Here is an 18,066-nt window from a genome sequence, read left to right as displayed (position 1 = left end):
GATGAGCCGCGCAGCCCTGCTCCTCCTGGCCGACGGCCGCTTCCCCGCCGGTGGGCATGCCCACTCCGGCGGCGTCGAGGCCGCGGTCGCCCACGGAGCCGTACACGACACCGCCAGCCTGGAGGCGTTCTGCCGTGGGCGTCTGCACACCGCCGGTCTGACCGCGGCCGGGCTGGCCGCCGCAGCCGTCGCCGGACATGACCCGCTGCTGCTCGACGCCGCCGCCGACGCGCGCACCCCCGCCCCCGCGCTGCGCGCCGTCGCCCGCAGGCTCGGCCGGCAGATGATGCGCGCGGCCCGCGCCACCTTCCCCTCGGCCGCTCTCGAAGAACTGGCCGTCGCGCGTCCCCAGGGCGCCCACCAGCCCATCGTTCTGGGCCTCGCCGCCCGCGCCGCCGGCCTTGCCCCGGTGGATGCCGCCCATGCCGCCGCGTACGAGAACATCAGCGGCCCGGCCACCGCAGCCGTGCGCCTGCTGAGCCTCGACCCGCTCAGCGCCTCCGGGCTGCTGGCCCGCCTCGGCCCCGAGACCGATGCCGTCGCACAGACCGCGGCCGACGCCGCGCACCGCGCGACGGCCGAGGGGCTCGACGCCCTGCCGTCGGCCTCCTCACCCCTGCTGGACATCACCGCGGAGCAACACGCCGCCTGGACCGTCCGCCTCTTCGCCTCCTGACCCGAACCCGCCCCGCACACCGGAGTTGACATGCACCTCGACCACGCTGAGATCTTTCCCCAGCGGCATACGCACAGCGCCGAGCCACTCCTCCCCGACGGGAGCCGCCGCGCCCTCCGGGTCGGCCTGGGCGGTCCGGTCGGCTCCGGCAAGACGGCCTGTGTCGCCGCGCTCTGCCGCACCCTGCGCGACCAGTGGCAGATCGCCGCGGTCACCAACGACATCTACACCCGAGAGGACGCCGAGTACCTGCGCCGCGAAGCCGTCCTGCCGGCCGAGCGCATCACCGCCGTCGAGACCGGCGCCTGCCCGCACACCGCCATCCGCGACGACATCTCCGCGAACCTGGAAGCCGTCGAGCAGCTGGAAGAGACCCACCAGCCCCTCGACCTCGTGCTCGTCGAGTCCGGTGGCGACAACCTGACCGCCACCTTCTCCAAGGGCCTGGTCGACGTGCAGATCTTCGTCATCGACGTGGCCAGCGGCGACGACATTCCCCGCAAGGGCGGCCCCGGCATCACCACCGCCGACCTCCTCATCGTCAACAAGACCGACCTCGCCCCGTACGTCGGCGCCGATCTGGACACCATGGCCGTCGACGCAAAGCGACAGCGCGGTGACCTGCCCGTCATCTTCACCAGCCTCACCTCCGACGACGGCATCCGTAAGGTCGCCGACTGGGTCACCGGCCACCTCGCGAAGTGGCGCGTCGAGGCAACCGCATGACCCTGCCCGGCCAACTCGCCCCTGCACGGCGGGCGGCATCCGTCCCTGCCGCTCCCGCGGCCGATGCCCAAGAGCCCGCCGGGCACCCGCACGGCGTACGCGCCACGGCCCGGATCCGCGCCGCGCACAACGGACGCGTCACCACCCTCCCGCAATTGCACAGCGACGGCCCCTTCTACCTGCGGAACATGCACACCGCCGGAAACGCCGCCACGGTGGGCATTCTCGGCGCGATGAGCGCTCCGCTCGGCGGCGACCGGCTCACCCTCGACATCACTGCCGAGGACCGGGCCGAGCTGGAGGTCACCACGGCAGCCGCCACGCTCGCCCTGCGCGGCCCCACCACCGACGCGGCCACCTACGACGTGCGACTCACTGCCGGAGAACACGCCCAGCTGCGCTGGCTGCCCAAGCCCCTGATCAGTGCCGCCGGCAGCAACCTGCGCCAGACGTACACGGTCACACTCGCCGCCACCGCACGATTGGTCCTGCGGGAAGAGCAACTCCTGGGCCGGTCCGACGAGGAACCGGGTCACCTCGCCAGCCGGATCCTGGTCCATCGCGCCGGGCGTCCACTGCTCGACCAGCACACGGCCTACGGAACCCCAGAACCCGGCTGGGACGGCCCGGCCATCCTGAACGGGCACCGCGCCGTCGGCCAGCTCCTGATCGTGGACCCACGCCTCGAAGCCCGGCAAGCCCCCGTACTCCTCGGCGAAGGCACCAAGAACGGGTGCGCCGTCCTCGCACCACTGGCCGACGGCGCGGCACTCCTCGCCACCGCCGTCGCGCCTACCACCTCAACGCTGCGGGACCTGCTCGATGAGGCACAGGAACACGCCCTCGCCGCCGGCGCCGCCAGGCCGTAGACATGACAGGACAGTCGACGGTCCACCGTCGCCAGGGCCGGCCGGCGGGCAACCGGGGGCAACGACGGGCCCGGAGAACTCCCCGACACCACCCGCTCCACACGACATCTGCCCAGGTCAGCGACGGGCCAGGCACCGGGAGGCGGGTGATTCCGCAGCTCAGAGCGCGGGTTCGATTCCCGTCACCCGCTCCATGACCAAGTCCCTGGTCAGCGACCGGGGACTTGTTCGGTGTCCGAGCCACGCCAGGTGTTGCGTGCCCGGCCGAGGTGGCAGGGCGTCCGAACCGATCACCGTTGTGGCCGACAGGTACGGTTCGGCAATGGATGTTTCCGTAACGAACGCGGGCGATGCGAACACCGGGCTGCCGGAGGCCGTCAAGGCCACCGCGCGCCGACTGCTGGCGGAACTGGGCGCCGGAGGGCTGTCCCTGGATGCCGTTGCCGCCGGCAGCGGTCTCACCGTCGCGGACGTGGCAACCGTCTTCCCGCACCGGGACGACCTGCTGACCGCGGTGGTCATCGACGCCTACAACGCCTCCGGCGCAGCGGTGGAGCAGGCCGATCAGGCCGCCCGGGACGCGCAGGCGTCGGCGGGGGCGCGGCTGCTCGCGGTGACGCGTGCGCTGCGGGCGTGGTCCTTCGGCAACCCGGCCGAATTCACGCTGCTCTACGGTTCGCCGGTTCCGGGGTACCACGCCCCGCAGGAGACGGTACCGCCCGCCTCGCGCACCCCCGAGGCGCTGGGCAGCATCATCCGTTCGGCTCTGGAGGCCGGTGAACTCACCCCGCCCCGGCGGCCACTGCCCGAGCCGTCGGTGCTTCTGCCCACGGCGGTGGAAGTCTTCGGCGGGGCTCCCGGGGCACCATTCTCGGACATCATCGAGCGCGGCATCGTGCTGTGGAGCAACCTGATCGGGCTTCTGGTGTTCCAGGTCTTCAGCCGTACCCACGACAGCGTCCGGGACCAGTCGGCGTTCTTCGACCGCGCCATCGCCGTGGCGGCCGAAGGAATCGGGCTCACGGTTCCCTTGGGAGAAAACACCGACTAGGCCGTTTCTGATGGCTCTTGCTGGCCTGGGTGGACCAAGCGCTGGTCTGGGCAGGTGGCGGGTATGGTGCGGCGACATGAGCTGACCGATGCGCAGTGGCGGGTGATTGAGCCGTTGCTGCCGGCCAACGGCAGGCCCGGCGGGCAGTGGTCCGATCACCGCATGGTGGTGAACGGGGTGCTGTTCCGGGCCCGTACCGGGGTGCCGTGGCCGGACCTGCCGGAGCGGTACGGGCCCTGGCAGACCGTCTACGAACGGCATCGCCGCTGGTCGGCGGACGGCACCTGGCAGCGCATCCTGGCCGGGCTGCAGATCGAGGCCGATGCCGGCGATCCCGACGGCGCCCTGGCCCGCGAGCTGGAGCAAGAGTGGGCGGTGAACATCGACTCCACTTCCTGCCGGGCCCATCAGCACGCGGCCGGGGCCCGGCACCGGCCGCCGCGGGACTTCCCGCAAAAGGGGGCGGGACCCGTGAGGAGGCCGATGGACGGGAGACGCTGGGACGCTCACGGGGCGGGGTGACCACCAAGGCCCACCTGCTGGCCGACGACCGGGCCCGCCCCCTGACCTGGCTCACCTCGCCGGGCCAGCGGGGCGACAGCCCCATGCTGCTGCCGGTGCTGGAATCGCTGCGCATTCGCCGCCGCGGGCCCGGCCGGCCACGCCGTCGCCCGGACCGGGTGCGCGGCGACAAGGCGTACTCCAGCCGCGACAACCGCGCCTCCCTGCGCCGCCGGGGCATCAAGGCAACCATCGCAGAGCCGGACGACCAGCGGGCCAACCGCCACAACCGTGGCCGGGCCGGCGGCCGGCCGCCTGCTTTCGACAAGGCCCAGTACCGGCGGCGCAGCGCGGTCGAACGCTGCGTCAGCAAGTGGAAACAGTTCCGAGCGATGGCCAGCCGCTACGACAAGCGCGACTACATCTTCAACGGCACCCTCACCGTCACCGCGATCGTCATTTGGCTCCGCGACACCATCCAAGAGCCATCAGAAACGCCCTAGACCCGTTCGCCGGGTGCCCGGCGCCGACCTGATTGACGTTCCGCGCCCCCGGGAACCGGCAGGCCATCCCCACGATCGCGACGTCCGCGGGCCGTGCTTCCGCCGGATCCACCGGAGGCGTTCGGCATCACAGTTCTCACCCGGTGGCGGCCAGCCGGTCGCGCCACCAGTTCACCGTCGCCTTGACCTGCTCGTCCAGGGAGGTGGCCCGTACCGTGAAGGCGCCCTCGTAGGCGCTCGCATCGACGACGAAGGGACGGTCGAACTGGTACCGGATCTTCTTCATCTCGCGGATCAGCGGCGAGACCAGCGAGGCGACACCGAGAACGGCCGGCGAGAGTCGGCGCACCGCCACCGGCCCTGATCCGGACTCGGCGGCGAGGCGGTCGATCATCTCCCTGGCGGACCGCGCGGGCTCGTTCGGCACGTGCCAGGCCCGGCCCCAGGCCCGTTCCGCGCCCGCGACCTCGACCAGGGCCCGGGCCACATCGGGGAGGTAGCACCAACTGTGCGGGACGTCCGGGTCCCCGAACGTGGAGACCGGCTTGCCGCGCAGCAGCCGCGGCATGACCCGCCCGGCCAGATGCCCGCCGTCGGTCACACCGGGCCCGAAGAAGTCCGAGGCCCGCACCTCGGCGGCCTTAATCCGGCCCTGCTCGTGCAGGTCCCGCGCCTGCTGCCAAACGGCGGCGCGCACCCGCCCCTTGGGGCCGGTCGCGGCGAGCGGGAGTTCTTCGGTCATGGCGCCGTCCACCGGGCCGTAGCCGTAGAGGTTGCCCAGCATGACCAGGACGGCCCCGGTCGCCTCGGCCGCCGCGCAGATCGACGAGGCCAGCGGCGGCCACGCGTCGGCCCAGCGGTGGTAGGGCGGTCCGGCACAGTTGACGATCGCAGCGGCGCCCTGCGCGGCCTCGCTCAGCCGCTCGCGGTCCGCCGCGTCGAACGCGAAGTGCTCGATGCCGGGCTCGGCGCTACGGCCCGAAGTGGTGTCGACCCGTACCGCATGCCCCTTTTCGACCAGCAGTCGAGCGGTGGCCGCCCCGGCAGGCCCGAATCCTATGACGACGTAAAGGCTCACCCGCGCACAGTAGCCCGGGGGTGCGCCCCCTTCATCCAGATACCTCGGGGGGCTCAGTGCCGCCAAGACGCCGGACTTCACCGGCACGGCCCGACACGGGTTGCCGGACGGCGTGGGTGGCGTGGACTGCGGCGGTATCTTTCGGCAGCTCACCAACGCGACCTGACGAGAGGGACCGCTCCTTGACGCTGACCTTCACCCGCCATCCCCGCCGGAAGCACTACGAACTCCGGCCCCGGGGCGCATCCCCCGTCCACGTACGCCGTGGCGTCCCCGACGGTTACTCCATACCCCACGGATGCAAACCCCGCTTCACCCTGACCGCCGACCCCGCCGGCGCCACCCCGCTCGCGGTGGTCGTCCGGACGGGCGGCGGCCGTCTTGCCGTGCTCACCCCGGACCATCAGCACCTCGCCGAAATCCGCCTGCCGCCGCAGAAGAAGCGGTGGCGGCCCGTGCACGAGATCCACCTGCCCGACGGAACGGTGCTGCGCGGCAAGGACGGCACGGTGCCGTCGCTGCTCGTATGCCTGCTGATGCTGCCGTTCGTCCTGTTCTACCTGGTCGGCGTGTTCGTCTCCGACTCCACCATCGGCGAGACCTCCCTCCAGGTCCGTACGGCCTGGAAGCGGCCGGGAGGGCTCTTCGGCCGGTCGTTCTTGACCGAGACGGCTCGCGGCCGTTTCCGGGTCCGCGGCAACGGCCTCGACCGCCGTGTGGCGTACGCGCAGGCGGTGGCCAAGTACTGGGAGCGGTGAGCGGGGGCTGTTCCGGAGACGCGAAGGGCGCGGCCACCTCGGTGGTCGCGCCCTTTGCGGGGGTGAGTGGTCAGTCGCGCTGGGTGTTCGCCGGGAGGGCGCGCAGCTTCAGCGTCCTGGCCTTGGCCGTGCCGAAGCCGTGGTCGAGGAGCTTTGCCGCGTCGGCGTAGCGGTCCTTGCTGTTCAGGACGGTGCCGATGAGGGTCTTGTCGCCGCGGGTGGCGGCGAAGGCCAGGCAGTCGCCGGCCGGGGTGGTCGTGCCGGTCTTGATGCCGATGACGCCGTCGTACGAGCCGAGCAGCTGGTTGGTGTTGTTCCAGGTGTAGTAGCGGGTGCGGCCGTTGGCGGCGGGGGCCTCGCCCTTGTACTGCCTGGTCTTCACGACCGTACGGAAGGTGTCGTTCTTCATGGCGTACTGGGCGAGCTTGGCCAGTTCGTTCGGGGTGCTCGCGTCGGTGCCCGCGCCGTCGAAGGAGTCGAACTTGGTGTGGGCGAGGCCGAGGCCGGCGGCCTTCTGGTTCATCTGGGTGATGAAGGAGGCGGTGCGTTCGGCGTTGGTGGCGCCGGTGCCGAAGGTGTCGGCGAGGGCGTAGGCGGCGTCCGCTCCGGAGGGGAGGAGGGTGGCGTAGAGGAGCTGGCGGACGGTGAGCTTGTCGCCGGTCTGGAGGTCCGCGGTGCTGGAGCTGTGCTGGGTGACGTAGTCCCGGTACTCCTGCTTGACGGGGACCCGGCGCTCCAGGTCGACGCCCTGGCTGTCGAGCACCACGGACGCGGCCATGATCTTCGCCGTGCTGGCTATGGGGCGGGCCGTGTCCGCCTCCTTGCCGAAGAGGCTCCTGCCGGTCGTGCCGTCGATCAGGGAAGCGCCCTTGGCGGCGATGGCGGGTGCGGTCTGGGTGGGGCGGGGGGTCTGCGGAGCCTGGGTGGCGGGTGCGTTCTGCGTGGGGGGTGTGGCCTGAGCGGCCTGAGCGGTGAGGGGGGAGAGCGCGAGCAGGGTGCCGCCCGCAACGGCCACTGCGCGCGAAGTGATGGCTCTAACAGTCAAGTTGAAACGCTCCGTAACTGTCGTGCTCGATGTCGAACTGTGCTCCCGTACGAGGCAAGCAGGTAGATGATGCCCTATACACGGAACATCCGGGGTGGGCGCGAGGCGTGCGCAGGGGCAGGTGGGGGGGTGGGTGAGGGTTTTCGGTGGGGCCTGGTGTATTGTGCCGGCGGCCCCGGGCGGGCCGGTGCGGGTAATCGCGCTCGGGCCGCATTCTGCGTTACGGAGCGGTCGTTGACCTGTGAATTGGTCGCCCAGGTGAAGAATTCATTGCGAGAAATATACGCCGGGTGACTTGTGGAACCAGCGGCTCCGGGCTGTTGTCGGGCTTGTGGGCAATGATCCCTGGCGGCGTGGCGGCGGATGAGGCGGGAGCGGGCGGGGGCGGGCGGGTGGCACGCCGTAGGGCCCTGGCGCTGGAGCGACTTGGCTAAGATGGCTTTAAATCTCAGGCGTTTCCCTGCTCTTTAGCGGATTTATGCACGTTTCCCGACGCTTGACAGGCATCATCGAAGACGGGAAGATCCCAATGGTCTAGGTATAGACCAACAAAAGAGTGTCAAAAGCGTCAAATTACATGCGGCGTACGTAGCGTTGACATGCGCGATGGCAGCGGGGGCCCAGGGGGTAGGGCGCTGCCGATGAGCTTCCGCTCCCTGCTGGACCGGAAGACAGTCGCCTGCAGATGCGGCTCTACGCGCACCAGCGGGGATGGGACAGACCGGTGCTGATCAATGTTCTTGGTCCAATGGGCGTCGAACACGGGGGAAAGATTTACCGGATCCGGGCGAAAAAGGTTCGCACACTGTTAACCGTACTGGCGTTGCACGCCGGACGGACGGTCTCCTGGGACACGCTGGTCGGTGAGCTGTGGCCGGACAAGGACCTGGCGAACAGCAGGAACGCGCTGCACGCCAACACCGTACGGCTTCGCAAGCAGTTGGAGACCTGGGACCTGGGAGAGCACCCCAACGACGTGGTCGTGACGGCCAACAACAGCTATCTGCTGGCCGTCCCGCCGGACGCCACGGACGCCGCCCGCTTCCTGCGGCTGGCCTCCCAGGGGGCGGACCTGCTCCGCGAGGACCCCGCGCGGGCGGGCGAGGTGCTGAAGGAGGCCCTGCGGCTGTGGCGGGGGCCCGCCCTGCTGGACGCGGGGGAAGGAGTGCTCTGCCGCTCCACGGCCGCGCAGCTCGAAGAGCGGCTGATGACCCTGCGCGAGGATCTCGTGATGGTGAAGCTGTATACCGGCGGTGAGCGCGAAGTGATCGCCGATCTCCAGGAGTTGGTGGTGGCACATCCCGGGCGGGAGCGGTTCAGCGAGCAGTTGATGATCGCGCTCTACCGCTGCGGGAGACAGAGCGAGGCGCTGGACGTGTACCAGCGCACCCGCACCTGGCTGGTGAACGAGCTGGGGCTCGACGTCGGCCGTTCGCTGCGGGAGCTGTACCAGTCGGTGCTCGCCCAGGACCCACTGCTGGAAGCACGGGTCTGACCGGGTTCCACGTCGCTCGCTTTGTTAGCTGAGATGGACGGGGCGCCACCACGGGGGTCACACCAGCCCCCGAGGCGCCCCGTCCGGCCGTTCTCCGGAGCGCCCCGACGGCACCTCGTCACGCCTTGCGGTACGCCCGCAGGCTCAGCGGTACGCACACAGCCAGCAGTACGGCCAGCGTGCCCGCCGTCACCAGGACCGGGTGCTCCGCAGGGAACCCCGTACCGGTCACGACCGGATTGCCCCACAAGGTGCGGCAGGCCGTGACGACCGAGCTGACCGGGTTCCACTCGGCCAGCGGCCTGATCCACGACGGCAGTCCCTGGACGGAGAAGAAGGCGTTGGACAGGAACGAGAACGCCACCAGCACGATCGCGCCGACCGAGTCGATGGTCTCCGGGGACCGCAGGAGCAGGCCGAGCAGTACGCCCACCCACAGCATCGCGTAGACGAAGGCGAGGATCAGCGCGAAGCCGCCCGCCACCGACAGCGGGTCCGCGTGCGGCCGCCAGCCGACGGCCAGGCCCACCAGCATCACGATCGCCAGGCCGAGGGCCGAGACGATCAGGTCGGAGAGGGTCTGGCCGACCAGTACGGCCGTACGCGAGACCGGCAGCGACCGGAACCGGTCGACCAGGCCGCCGCGCATGTCCATCGCCACGCCGATGGCGGTCGGCCCGATGCTCGCCAGGCCCACCTGTACGGCCACGCCGGCCATCAGGTACTCCTGGTAATTCCCGCTGCCGGGCACCGAGATGGAGTTGCGGAACAGGTAGCCCACCGCGATCAGCAGGATCAGCGGGTTCATCACGATGCCGAGGAACTTCCCCGGCGCCCGCCGCAGGTGCAGCAGGTGCCGCCCGGCCAGGGCGGCCGTGTCGGCCAGGCCGGCGAACGGGCCGCCCGGCGGCACGGTCGCGACGCGGAGTTCACTCATGGACGCTCGCCTTTGGCTCATTGCGCTCGGTCAGTTGGAAGAACACGTCGTCGAGGCTGGGACGCCGTACCTCGAAGTCGGTGACCTCGACGCCCGCGGTCCGCAGCGCACCCGCGAGGGCGGCCACGCTCTCCAGGCCGGCGTCGAGCTGGACGGTCAGCCGCAGCGCCTCGGTGTCCACCACCGGCTCGGCCCCGGCCAGGGGGGAGACGGCGGTCAGCGCGGTGCCCAGCTGGTCGGGGCGGGCCACGGCGACCTGGAGGTGGTCGGTGCCGACGGAGCGCTTGAGTTCGGCCGGGGTGCCCGCGGCGATCACCCGGCCGGTGTCGATCACCACGATCTGGTCGGCCAGCTGGTCGGCCTCCTCCAGGTACTGCGTGGTGAGCAGCACGGTGATGCCCTCGTCGACGAGGTCGCGCACCACCTTCCACAGCACGGTGCGGCTGGTCGGGTCCAGGCCGGTGGTCGGCTCGTCCAGGAACAGCACCGGCGGCCGGGCGATGATGCAGGTGGCCAGGTCGAGCCGGCGCCGCATGCCGCCCGAGTAGGTGCCCACCGGGCGGTCGGCGGCGTCCTCCAGCTCGAACCGCGCGAGCAGTTCGGCGGCCCGCTGCCGGGCGCCGCGCCGGCCCTGCCGCAGCAGCCGGCCGAGGAGGATGAGGTTCTCGCGGCCGGTGAGCAGTTCGTCGACGGCCGCGTACTGACCGGCCAGGCCGATCCGGCGGCGCACCTCCTTGCTCTGGCGCACCACGTCGTACCCGGCGACGGTCGCGTGTCCCGCGTCCGGCGTCAGCAGCGTGGACAGCACCCGTACGGTCGTGGTCTTGCCCGCCCCGTTGGGGCCGAGCACGCCGAGCACCGAGCCGGCGGCCACCGACAGGTCGACGCCGCGCAGCGCGTGGTGGCTCTTGTAGCGCTTCTGCAGCCCTTCCGCGTAGACCGCGGTGTCCGCCCCCATCGCGGTCAGCTGCCGGTGTGCGCGGTGACGAGGCTCTTGGGCCGCATGTCGGTCCAGTCGCGCTCGACGGCGGCCAGTGCCTCGGCGCGCGGGCGCGCTTCGAGGGTCACCGTCCAGCCTGCCGGTACGTCGGCGAAGACCGGCCAGATGCAGTGCTGGCCCTCGCCGTTGACCAGGACGTGGAAGGTGCCGTCTTCGTTGTCGAAGGGGTTCGCCATGGGGTTCTCCGTGAGTCGTGAGTCGTGAGTGGGGTCGGGTACGGGGCGGATCAGGTGTGCAGCCGGCCGAGTTCGGCGGCGACGGCCTGGCCGATGGCGGCCTGCGGCCCGGAATGCATCATGAATTCGTGGCCGCACGGGACCGGGTGGACGGCCAGTGTGCCGTCGGTGTGGCCGGACCAGCGGCCGGGCCGGGCGGCGCGTTCCTCCGGGGCCAGGCCGAGTTCCGCGACGAACAGGTGCATCGGGGCCCGTACGCGCCCGGGTGTGTGCTCCCGTACGAGGCGGACGTGGTTGCGCATGACGTCCACGAGCCGGGGGATGTCCAGGTCGCCCAGCGGGCTGTCGGCGCGGCGCAGGGCGTCGCGGACCGCCTCGGGCGTCGGGCCGTCGCCGCCGTCTTCGGGGCTCTCCAATCCGCAGTATTCGAGGACGGCGGCCAGCAGCTGCGCGTCCGTGGGGACGGGCTCGGCGAGGTCGGCCGGGTAGCTGTCCAGGTTGGCGAGCAGGGCCGCCTCCTCGCCCGCGGCCTCCAGCTGTACGGCCATCTCGTGGGCGACGATGCCGCCGTACGACCAGCCGAGCAGGTGGTACGGGCCGGCCGGCTGGATCGCGCGGACCCGCTCGACGTACTCGGCCGCGACCTCCGCGATGCTTCCCGGCAGCGGTCCGGTGCCGCTCAGGCCGGGCGCCTGGAGCCCGTACACCGGGTGCCGCTCGCCGAGGTGCCCGGCGAGGCCGAGGTAGGGCAGGGCGAAGCCCATGCCGCCGTGTACGCAGAACAGCGGCGGCAGGTCGCCGCTCGTGCGCAGCGGAAGCACCGGGCCGTACGGGTCGAGCGGGGCCGCGTCGGCATCCGCAGCGGCGAGACGCTGCCGTACGCGGTCCAGGAACGTGGTGCCGGCCGCGCGGTCGGCCCGCTCCAGGGCGGCGGCCAGTGCCTCGACGGTCTTGTGCCGGAAGACGTCGGGCAGCGCGAGGTCGAGACCGGCCTTGCGGGCCCGGCCGACGACCTGGACGGAGCGGATGCTGTCGCCGCCCAGCTCGAAGAAGTCCGCCTCGGCGCCGACCTCGGGCAGTTTCAGGACCTCGGCGAAGACCTGGCACAGCAGCGTCTCGTGGGCGGTGCGCGGGGCCCGGCCGTGCACGGCCTCCCCGGTGGTGTCGAGGGCGGGCAGGGCCTTGCGGTCGACCTTGCCGTTCGGGGTGAGCGGCAGGGCGTCCAGCGTCACGAAGGCGCCGGGGACCATGTAGTCGGGCAGCAGCCCGGACAGGTGCTCGCGCAGTGCGGCGGCGGGCACCGGCGCGTCCTCGGGGACGAGGTACGCGGCCAGCCGCCGGTCGCCGGGCCGGTCCTCCCGTACGTCGGCGACCGCCTGGGCGACGCCGGGGTGCGCGGCCAGCGCGCTCTCGATCTCACCGAGTTCGATGCGGAAGCCGCGCAGTTTGACCTGGTGGTCGACGCGGCCGGCGTATTCGAGGGTGCCGTCCGCCGTCCAGCGCGCCAGGTCGCCGGTGCGGTACATCCGTGCGCCCGCCGGGCCGAACGGGTCGGCGACGAAGCGTCCGGCGGTCAGGCCGGGGCGGCCGAGGTAGCCGCGCGCCAGCTGGGCACCGGCCAGGTACAGCTCGCCGGTCACACCGGGCGCCACCGGGTTCAGCCGGCCGTCCAGGACGTAGGTGCGGGTGTTGGCCAGCGGCCGGCCGATGGGCGGCTTGCCGTCGCCGGTCAGCGGGTCGCTGGAGGTGGCGCAGACGGTGGACTCGGTGGGCCCGTAGCAGTTGTACAGGGCCCGGCCGGCCGACCAGCGGGCGGCGACCTCTGGCGGCAGCGCCTCGCCCGCGGTGATCAGGGTCAGGCCGGCGGGCAGCGCGATGTCCTCGGGGAACGCGGCCAGTACGACCGGGGGCAGTACGGCGAGGTTGACGCCGTACCGGGTGATCAGGTCGGCCAGGGGTTGGCCGGGTCCGCGGCTCTCCGGGGTGGCCAGCACGAGCGTGCCGCCGGACAGCAGGGCCATCGACAGTTCGGCGGTGGCCGCGTCGAAGCTCGGCGAGGCGAACTGGAGCACGCGGGAGCGCGCGCCGAGTCCGAAGCGCCGGATGTGGTCGGCGGCGAGGGCGGCCACGCCCGCGTGCTCGACGATGACGCCCTTGGGGCGGCCGGTCGAACCGGAGGTGTAAATGACGTACGCGGCGTCGCGGCGGGTCAGCGGGCGGGTGCGGTCGGCGTCGGTGAGGTCGGTGTCCGGCAGTGCGCGGTCCGCGGGGTCCGCCAGGTCGCCGTCGAGTTCGATCACCTGCGCGCCGCTGTCCCGCAGTGCCCCGGCCGCCCCGGGAGCCGCCAGTACACACACCGGCCCGGCGTCGCCGACCATGTACGCGATCCGGTCGGCCGGATAGTCCGGGTCGAGCGGCAGATAGGCCGCGCCGGACTTCAGGACGGCCAGGATCGAGACGATCATCTCGACCGAGCGGGGCAGCAGCAGCCCGACGAGGGTGCCGGGTCCGGCGCCGCGCCCGGTCAGCACGCGGGCCAGCCGGTTGGCGTGGGCGTTCAGCTCCCCGTAGGTCAGCATCTCGTCGCGGAAGGCGACGGCCTCGTGGTCCGGCTGCCGGGCGGCGTGCTCCTCGAAGAGCTGCGCGACGGTCCGGGCAGGCACCTCGGCGGTCGCGCCGTTCCAGTCGGTGAGGACGCGCCGGCGCTCCTCGTCGCCCAGTACGTCGATGCTGCTCAGCGGTGCCTTCGGGGCGGTGGTCACGGCCGTCAGGACGCGGTCGAAGCGCTCGGCGAGTGCCCGTACCGTCTCCGGCCGGAACAGCTGGGTGCTGTATTCGACGAGCAGGTCGATCCCGCCGAACTCCTCCCCAGCGCCGCTCTCCCCCGCCCCGGCGGCTCGTTCGGTCAGCTGGAACGCCAGGTCGAACTTGGCCGTGGCACTGCCGACGGGCTCCACGGCCGCCGTCAGGCCCGGGAGCACGGCCTCGGCCCCGGCCGTGTTCTGGAAGGCCAGCATCACCTGGAACAGCGGCTGCCGGGCCAGCGAGCGGACCGGGTTGCAGACCTCGACCAGGCGCTCGAACGGCACGTCCTGGTTCTCGTAGGCGGCGAGGTCCGTCTCGCGTACGCGGCGCAGCAGTTCGGTGAAGGCGGGGTCGCCGGAGGTGTCCGTACGCAGGACGAGGGTGTTGGTGAAGAAGCCCACCAGGTCGTCGAGCGACTCGTCCGTACGGCCGGCGATCGGGCTGCCGAGGGGGATGTCCTCCCCCGCGCCCATCCGGGTCAGCAGCGCGGCCAGTGCGGCCTGGACGACCATGAACAGGCTGACGCCGTGTGCGCGGGCCAGTCCGGCCAGTGCGCGGTGCAGGTCGGGTCCGATGACGGCGGCGTGCTCGGCGCCCTCGTGCCCGGCGACGGCCGGGCGGGCGAAGTCCGCGGGCAGCTCGATCTCCTCGGGCAGCCCGGCCAGCGCGTCCTTCCAGTAGGTGAGCTGGCGGGCGGCGAGGCTGCCGGTGTCGGCCTCGTGGCCGAGCACTTCGCGCTGCCAGAGTGCGTAGTCCGCGTACTGGACGGGGAGTTCGGTCCACTCCGGTGCCGTGCCGTCACGGCGTGCCGCGTAGGCGCGGGCGAGGTCGTCGGCCAGCGGGGTCAGGGACCAGCCGTCGCCCGCGATGTGGTGCAGGACGAGCAGCAGTACGTGCTCGGTGGCGGACAGCCGGAACAGGTCGGCGCGCAGCGGGATCTCGCGGGCCAGGTCGAAGCCGCGGGCGGCTTCACCGGCCAGCAGGGTGCTCAGCCGCGCTTCCTCGGTGGTGTGCTCGCGCAGCCCGAACCCCGCCTCATCCAGGGTGAGTACGTGCTGGCGCGGCGTGCCGTCGCGGTCCGGGAAGACCGTGCGCAGGCTCTCGTGTCGGCCCACGAGGTCGCGCAGCGCGCCGTCCAGGGCTTCCTGGTCGAGGTCGCCGGTCAGCCGCAGGGCGAGCGAGATGTTGTACGTGCCGTGCGCGCCTTCCAGGCGGTTGAGGAACCACAGCCGCAGCTGGGCGTAGGACAGCGGTACGTCCTCGGGGCGAGCTGCCGGGCGCAGCGCGGGGCGGGCGACACCGGCGCGCGGCAGCCGCTCGGCGAGGCCCGCGGGTGTGGGGGCCTCGAACAGCGCGCGGACCGGGACGTCGGTGCCCAGGACCGTACGGATGCGGCTGACCACGCGCGCGGCCAGCAGCGAGTGCCCGCCGTGCTCGAAGAAGTTCTCCCCGGGCCCGAACCGCGGCAGGCCCAGCACCTCGGCGAACACCTGGCACAGCAGATCCTCCTGCGGGCTGCGCGCGGCCCGGCCGGTGGCCTGGGAACGGAGTTCGGGGTCGGGCAGGGCCTTGCGGTCGACCTTGCCGTTCGGGGTGAGTGGCAGGGCGTCCAGCGTCATGAAGGCGGCGGGGACCATGTACTCGGGCACCCGCTCGGACAGGTAGGCGCGGAGCGCGCCGGGCTCCGGTACGGCGGCGTCGTCGGCCGGCGTCAGATAACCGGCCAGCAGGGACTCGCCTGGACGTACCTCGCGTACGGCGACGACGGCCTGGGCGATGTCCGGGTGACCCGACAGGGCGTTCTCGATCTCGCCCAGCTCGATGCGGAAGCCGCGGATCTTGACCTGGTGGTCGGCGCGGCCGACGTACTCGACCTGTCCGTCGGTGCCCAGCCGCACCAGGTCGCCGGTCCGGTACATCCGGCCGCCCGCCGGGTCGGCCGGGTCGGCCACGAACCGCTCGGCGGTCAGGCCGGGCCGGTCGAGGTAGCCGCGGGCGAGGCCGTCGCCCGCGATGTACAGCTCGCCGACGACGCCGGGCGCGACCGGCCGCAGCCAGTCGTCCAGGATGTGCAGCCGGGTGTTGGCGAACGGGAGGCCGATGGCGGGGGCGCCGGGCCGGATCCCGTCCAGGGGCGGGGCACCGGTGGACCAGATGGTGGTCTCGGTGGGCCCGTACAGGTTGGTGATGCTCGCGGTGGCCTTGCGCAGCGTCTCGCCCAGCGGTTCGCTCAGCGCCTCGCCGCCGACGAAGCCGCGCACGCCGCCCAGGACGTCCGGTGCCACGGTGACCAGGGCCTGCCACAGGCTGGGCGTGGCCTGGAGGACGGTGGCGCCGGTCGCGGTGACCGCGCGGCCCAGCGCGGCCGGGTCGCGTACGGTCTCCCGGTCGGCGAGGACCAGCCGGGCGCCGCTGACCAGCGGTCCGAACAGTTCGGTGTTGGCGATGTCGAAGCCGAACGTGGTGACGCTCAGCAGGGTTTCGCCGCGCTCCAGCGCGTAGCGGTGCCGGATGTCCTCGACGACGTTGGCGAAGCCGCCGCGGGTGACCACGACGCCCTTGGGGCGGCCGGTGGAGCCGGAGGTGAACAGGACGTACGCGGCGTCGTCCGCGCTGATCGGGCGGGCCCGCCCGTCATCGGTGAGGTCGGTGTCCGGGAAGCCCGCCACCAGCGCCGCGGTGTCCGCGCGGTCCATGACCCAGCGGGCCTGTCCCGCCTCGGGGAGGGCGATGTCGGTGGCCGTGGTGGTGAGCGCCAGGACGGGCCGGGTGTCCTCCAGCACGACGGTGTTGCGCTCGGCCGGGTGGTCCGGGTCGACCGGCAGGTAGGCCGCGCCGGACTTCAGCACGGCGAGGGCCGCGACGACCAGGCCGGTGGAGCGGGGCAGCGCGATGGCGACCGTACGGCCGGGACCGGCGCCGTGGGCGACGAGGGCGTGCGCGAGGCGGTTGGCCCGCGCGTTCAGCTCCCGGTAGGTGAGGGCGTCGTCCCCGCACACCACGGCGGTGTCGTCGGGCAGCTCCCGTACACGCTCCTCGACGGCCTCGGTGACCGGGCGGGCCGGTACGGCGGTGGCCGCGGCCTCCCCGGCCGCCTGGAGCAGCCGCGCCTCCGCGGGCTCCAGTACGCCGATGCGGGCCAGCGGCTGCCCGGGGTCGGCGGCGATCGCCGCCAGGACGCGCAGCAGGCGCCGGCCGAACAGTTCGGCGTCGGCGGGCCCGTACAGGTCGGGCGCGTAGTCGAAGCGCAGCGCCAGGCGGGTGCCGGGGCCGGGCAGCACGGCGAGGGCGAGCGGGTAGTGGGTGACGGAGCGGATGGCCGCGTCCGCGACCCGCAGGCCCGGCAGCGACGCCGCCAGCTCGTCCTCGTCCATCGGGTAGCTCTGGAACAGCATCACCGTGTCGAAGAGTTCACCGATGCCGGCCTGCCGCTGGATGTCGGCGAGCCCGACGTGCTCGTACGGCATCAGCCCGGACTGCCGCTCCTGTACGTCCGCGAGCAGCGCGGCCACCGACTGGCCGGGGTGGCCCGTCACCCGTACGGGGATGGTGTTGGCGAACAGGCCGACCATCGTCTCGACGCCGGGCAGCTCGGCCGGGCGGCCGGCCGTGACCGTGCCGAAGACCACGTCCTCGCGGCCCGTGAGGGCGCCCAGGACGAGCGCCCAGGCGCTCTGGAAGACGGTGTTGAGCGTGACGCCGAGGCCGCGCGCCCGGGCCGCGAGGTCCGCCGCCAGCCGCTCGGGCACGTCCACGGTCAGCGAGTGCGGCAGCGCCGGGGCACGGCCCTCCACGGGCGCCAGGCGGGTGGGTTCGGCGAGCCCGGCGAGCGCGTCCCGCCAGGCGGCGTGCGCGGCGCCCTCGTCCTGCGCTGCCAGCCAGGCCAGGTAATCGCGGTACGGGGCGGCCTCGGACAGCGCGGCGCCGTCCGCCTTGCCCCCGTTCGCGTACAGGGTGAACAGGTCCTGGATGAGCATCGGCAGCGACCAGCCGTCGGCCAGGCTGTGGTGCAGCGTCCAGATGAACGTGTGCCGCCGCGCCGCCTGCCGGACCAGCACGAAGCGCATCAGCGGCGGCCGCGCCAGGTCGAAGCGGCGGCCCCGCTCCTCGTCGGCCGCGGCACGCAGTCCTTCGGCGTCCGCGTCCGGCAGGTCCAGCTCGCGCCACGGCAGCTCGACCTCGTGCGGGACGAGCTGTACGGGGTCGCCGGTGGCCCGGCGGCGGAAGCAGGCCCGCAGGTTGGGGTGCCGGTTCAGCAGGGCGCCGCACGCGGCGCGCAGGGCGCCGGTGTCGAGCGGCCCGTCGAGTTCGACGCTGAGCTGGAGCGAATACGCGTCCGCGCTCTGCGGGTCGTACTCGGACAGGAACAGCAGTCCCTTCTGCAGCGGCGCCAGAGGCAGTACGTCGCTGATACCCGAACGCTTCACGGCGCCCTTCCCTTCGTTC

At 72.5% G+C, this 18,066-nt stretch carries 13 protein-coding genes; 7 read left to right on the top strand and 6 right to left on the bottom strand.

Annotation, left to right across the window (positions count from 1 at the left end):
- The first annotated feature begins 1 nt into the window (after position 1).
- The 5 genes from ACZ53K_RS13755 (at position 2) to ACZ53K_RS13735 (ending at position 4,326) form a co-directional block, all read left to right on the top strand.
- A complete protein-coding gene (locus ACZ53K_RS13755; protein ID WP_468835161.1) occupies positions 2–676 on the top strand; it encodes an urease accessory protein UreF in 675 nt (224 codons plus the stop codon).
- A gap of 30 nt (positions 677–706) precedes the next feature.
- Positions 707–1,402 carry an urease accessory protein UreG gene (gene ureG / locus ACZ53K_RS13750; RefSeq protein WP_468835159.1) on the top strand — a complete coding sequence of 232 codons (696 nt, stop codon included), beginning with the start codon at positions 707–709 and terminating at the stop codon, positions 1,400–1,402.
- Positions 1,399–2,271 carry an urease accessory protein UreD gene (locus ACZ53K_RS13745; RefSeq protein ID WP_468835157.1) on the top strand — a complete coding sequence of 291 codons (873 nt, stop codon included), beginning with the start codon at positions 1,399–1,401 and terminating at the stop codon, positions 2,269–2,271. Before ureG ends, ACZ53K_RS13745 begins: the two co-directional genes overlap by 4 nt.
- A gap of 322 nt (positions 2,272–2,593) precedes the next feature.
- Positions 2,594–3,322 (top strand): TetR/AcrR family transcriptional regulator, encoded by a 729-nt coding sequence (locus ACZ53K_RS13740; RefSeq protein WP_468835154.1) that lies wholly within the window; start codon positions 2,594–2,596, stop codon positions 3,320–3,322.
- Between the two features lie 63 nt (positions 3,323–3,385).
- Positions 3,386–4,326, top strand: a protein-coding gene (locus ACZ53K_RS13735) for an IS5 family transposase (protein WP_468835152.1) whose coding sequence is annotated in 2 segments (ribosomal slippage) — positions 3,386–3,799 and positions 3,802–4,326 — 939 coding nt in all. Because the reading frame shifts where the segments join, the coding sequence is not laid out codon by codon here.
- A gap of 136 nt (positions 4,327–4,462) precedes the next feature.
- Here ACZ53K_RS13735 and ACZ53K_RS13730 read toward each other — a convergent pair.
- The gene (locus tag ACZ53K_RS13730; RefSeq protein WP_468835150.1) at positions 4,463–5,404 is read right to left on the bottom strand and encodes an NAD-dependent epimerase/dehydratase family protein; all 942 of its coding nucleotides are present in this window, start codon (positions 5,402–5,404) and stop codon (positions 4,463–4,465) included.
- A 182-nt stretch (positions 5,405–5,586) separates the two neighbouring features.
- On the opposite strand from ACZ53K_RS13730, the gene ACZ53K_RS13725 reads away from it, so the two are divergent.
- Positions 5,587–6,162, top strand: a complete 576-nt coding sequence (locus tag ACZ53K_RS13725; protein WP_468835148.1) for a hypothetical protein — start codon at positions 5,587–5,589, stop codon at positions 6,160–6,162.
- Between the two features lie 70 nt (positions 6,163–6,232).
- Here ACZ53K_RS13725 and ACZ53K_RS13720 read toward each other — a convergent pair whose 3' ends face one another.
- Positions 6,233–7,207: a D-alanyl-D-alanine carboxypeptidase family protein gene (locus tag ACZ53K_RS13720; protein ID WP_468835146.1), complete on the bottom strand. Its 975-nt coding sequence runs from the start codon at positions 7,205–7,207 to the stop codon at positions 6,233–6,235.
- A 685-nt stretch (positions 7,208–7,892) separates the two neighbouring features.
- On the opposite strand from ACZ53K_RS13720, the gene ACZ53K_RS13715 reads away from it, so the two are divergent.
- Positions 7,893–8,702 carry an AfsR/SARP family transcriptional regulator gene (locus tag ACZ53K_RS13715; RefSeq protein WP_468835143.1) on the top strand — a complete coding sequence of 270 codons (810 nt, stop codon included), beginning with the start codon at positions 7,893–7,895 and terminating at the stop codon, positions 8,700–8,702.
- Positions 8,703–8,820: 118 nt separating this feature from the next.
- On the opposite strand, the gene ACZ53K_RS13710 is transcribed toward ACZ53K_RS13715, so the two are convergent.
- The 4 genes from ACZ53K_RS13710 to ACZ53K_RS13695 are packed head-to-tail and all read right to left on the bottom strand — an operon-like array spanning position 8,821 to position 18,047.
- Positions 8,821–9,639, bottom strand: coding sequence for an ABC transporter permease (locus ACZ53K_RS13710; protein ID WP_468835140.1), 819 nt, complete (start codon positions 9,637–9,639; stop codon positions 8,821–8,823).
- On the bottom strand, positions 9,632–10,597 hold the full coding sequence (locus tag ACZ53K_RS13705; RefSeq protein WP_468835137.1) for an ATP-binding cassette domain-containing protein: 966 nt from the start codon (positions 10,595–10,597) through the stop codon (positions 9,632–9,634). The genes ACZ53K_RS13710 and ACZ53K_RS13705 overlap by 8 nt, the downstream gene beginning before the upstream one ends.
- A 5-nt stretch (positions 10,598–10,602) precedes the next feature.
- A complete protein-coding gene (locus ACZ53K_RS13700) occupies positions 10,603–10,815 on the bottom strand; it encodes an MbtH family protein (protein WP_468835134.1) in 213 nt (70 codons plus the stop codon).
- A gap of 50 nt (positions 10,816–10,865) precedes the next feature.
- Positions 10,866–18,047, bottom strand: coding sequence for an amino acid adenylation domain-containing protein (locus tag ACZ53K_RS13695; protein ID WP_468835131.1), 7,182 nt, complete (start codon positions 18,045–18,047; stop codon positions 10,866–10,868).
- Positions 18,048–18,066 lie beyond the last annotated feature (19 nt).

This window comes from Streptomyces sp. NPDC033221, assembly GCF_055577005.1.
This window is presented reverse-complemented; position numbering and strand designations above follow the sequence as displayed.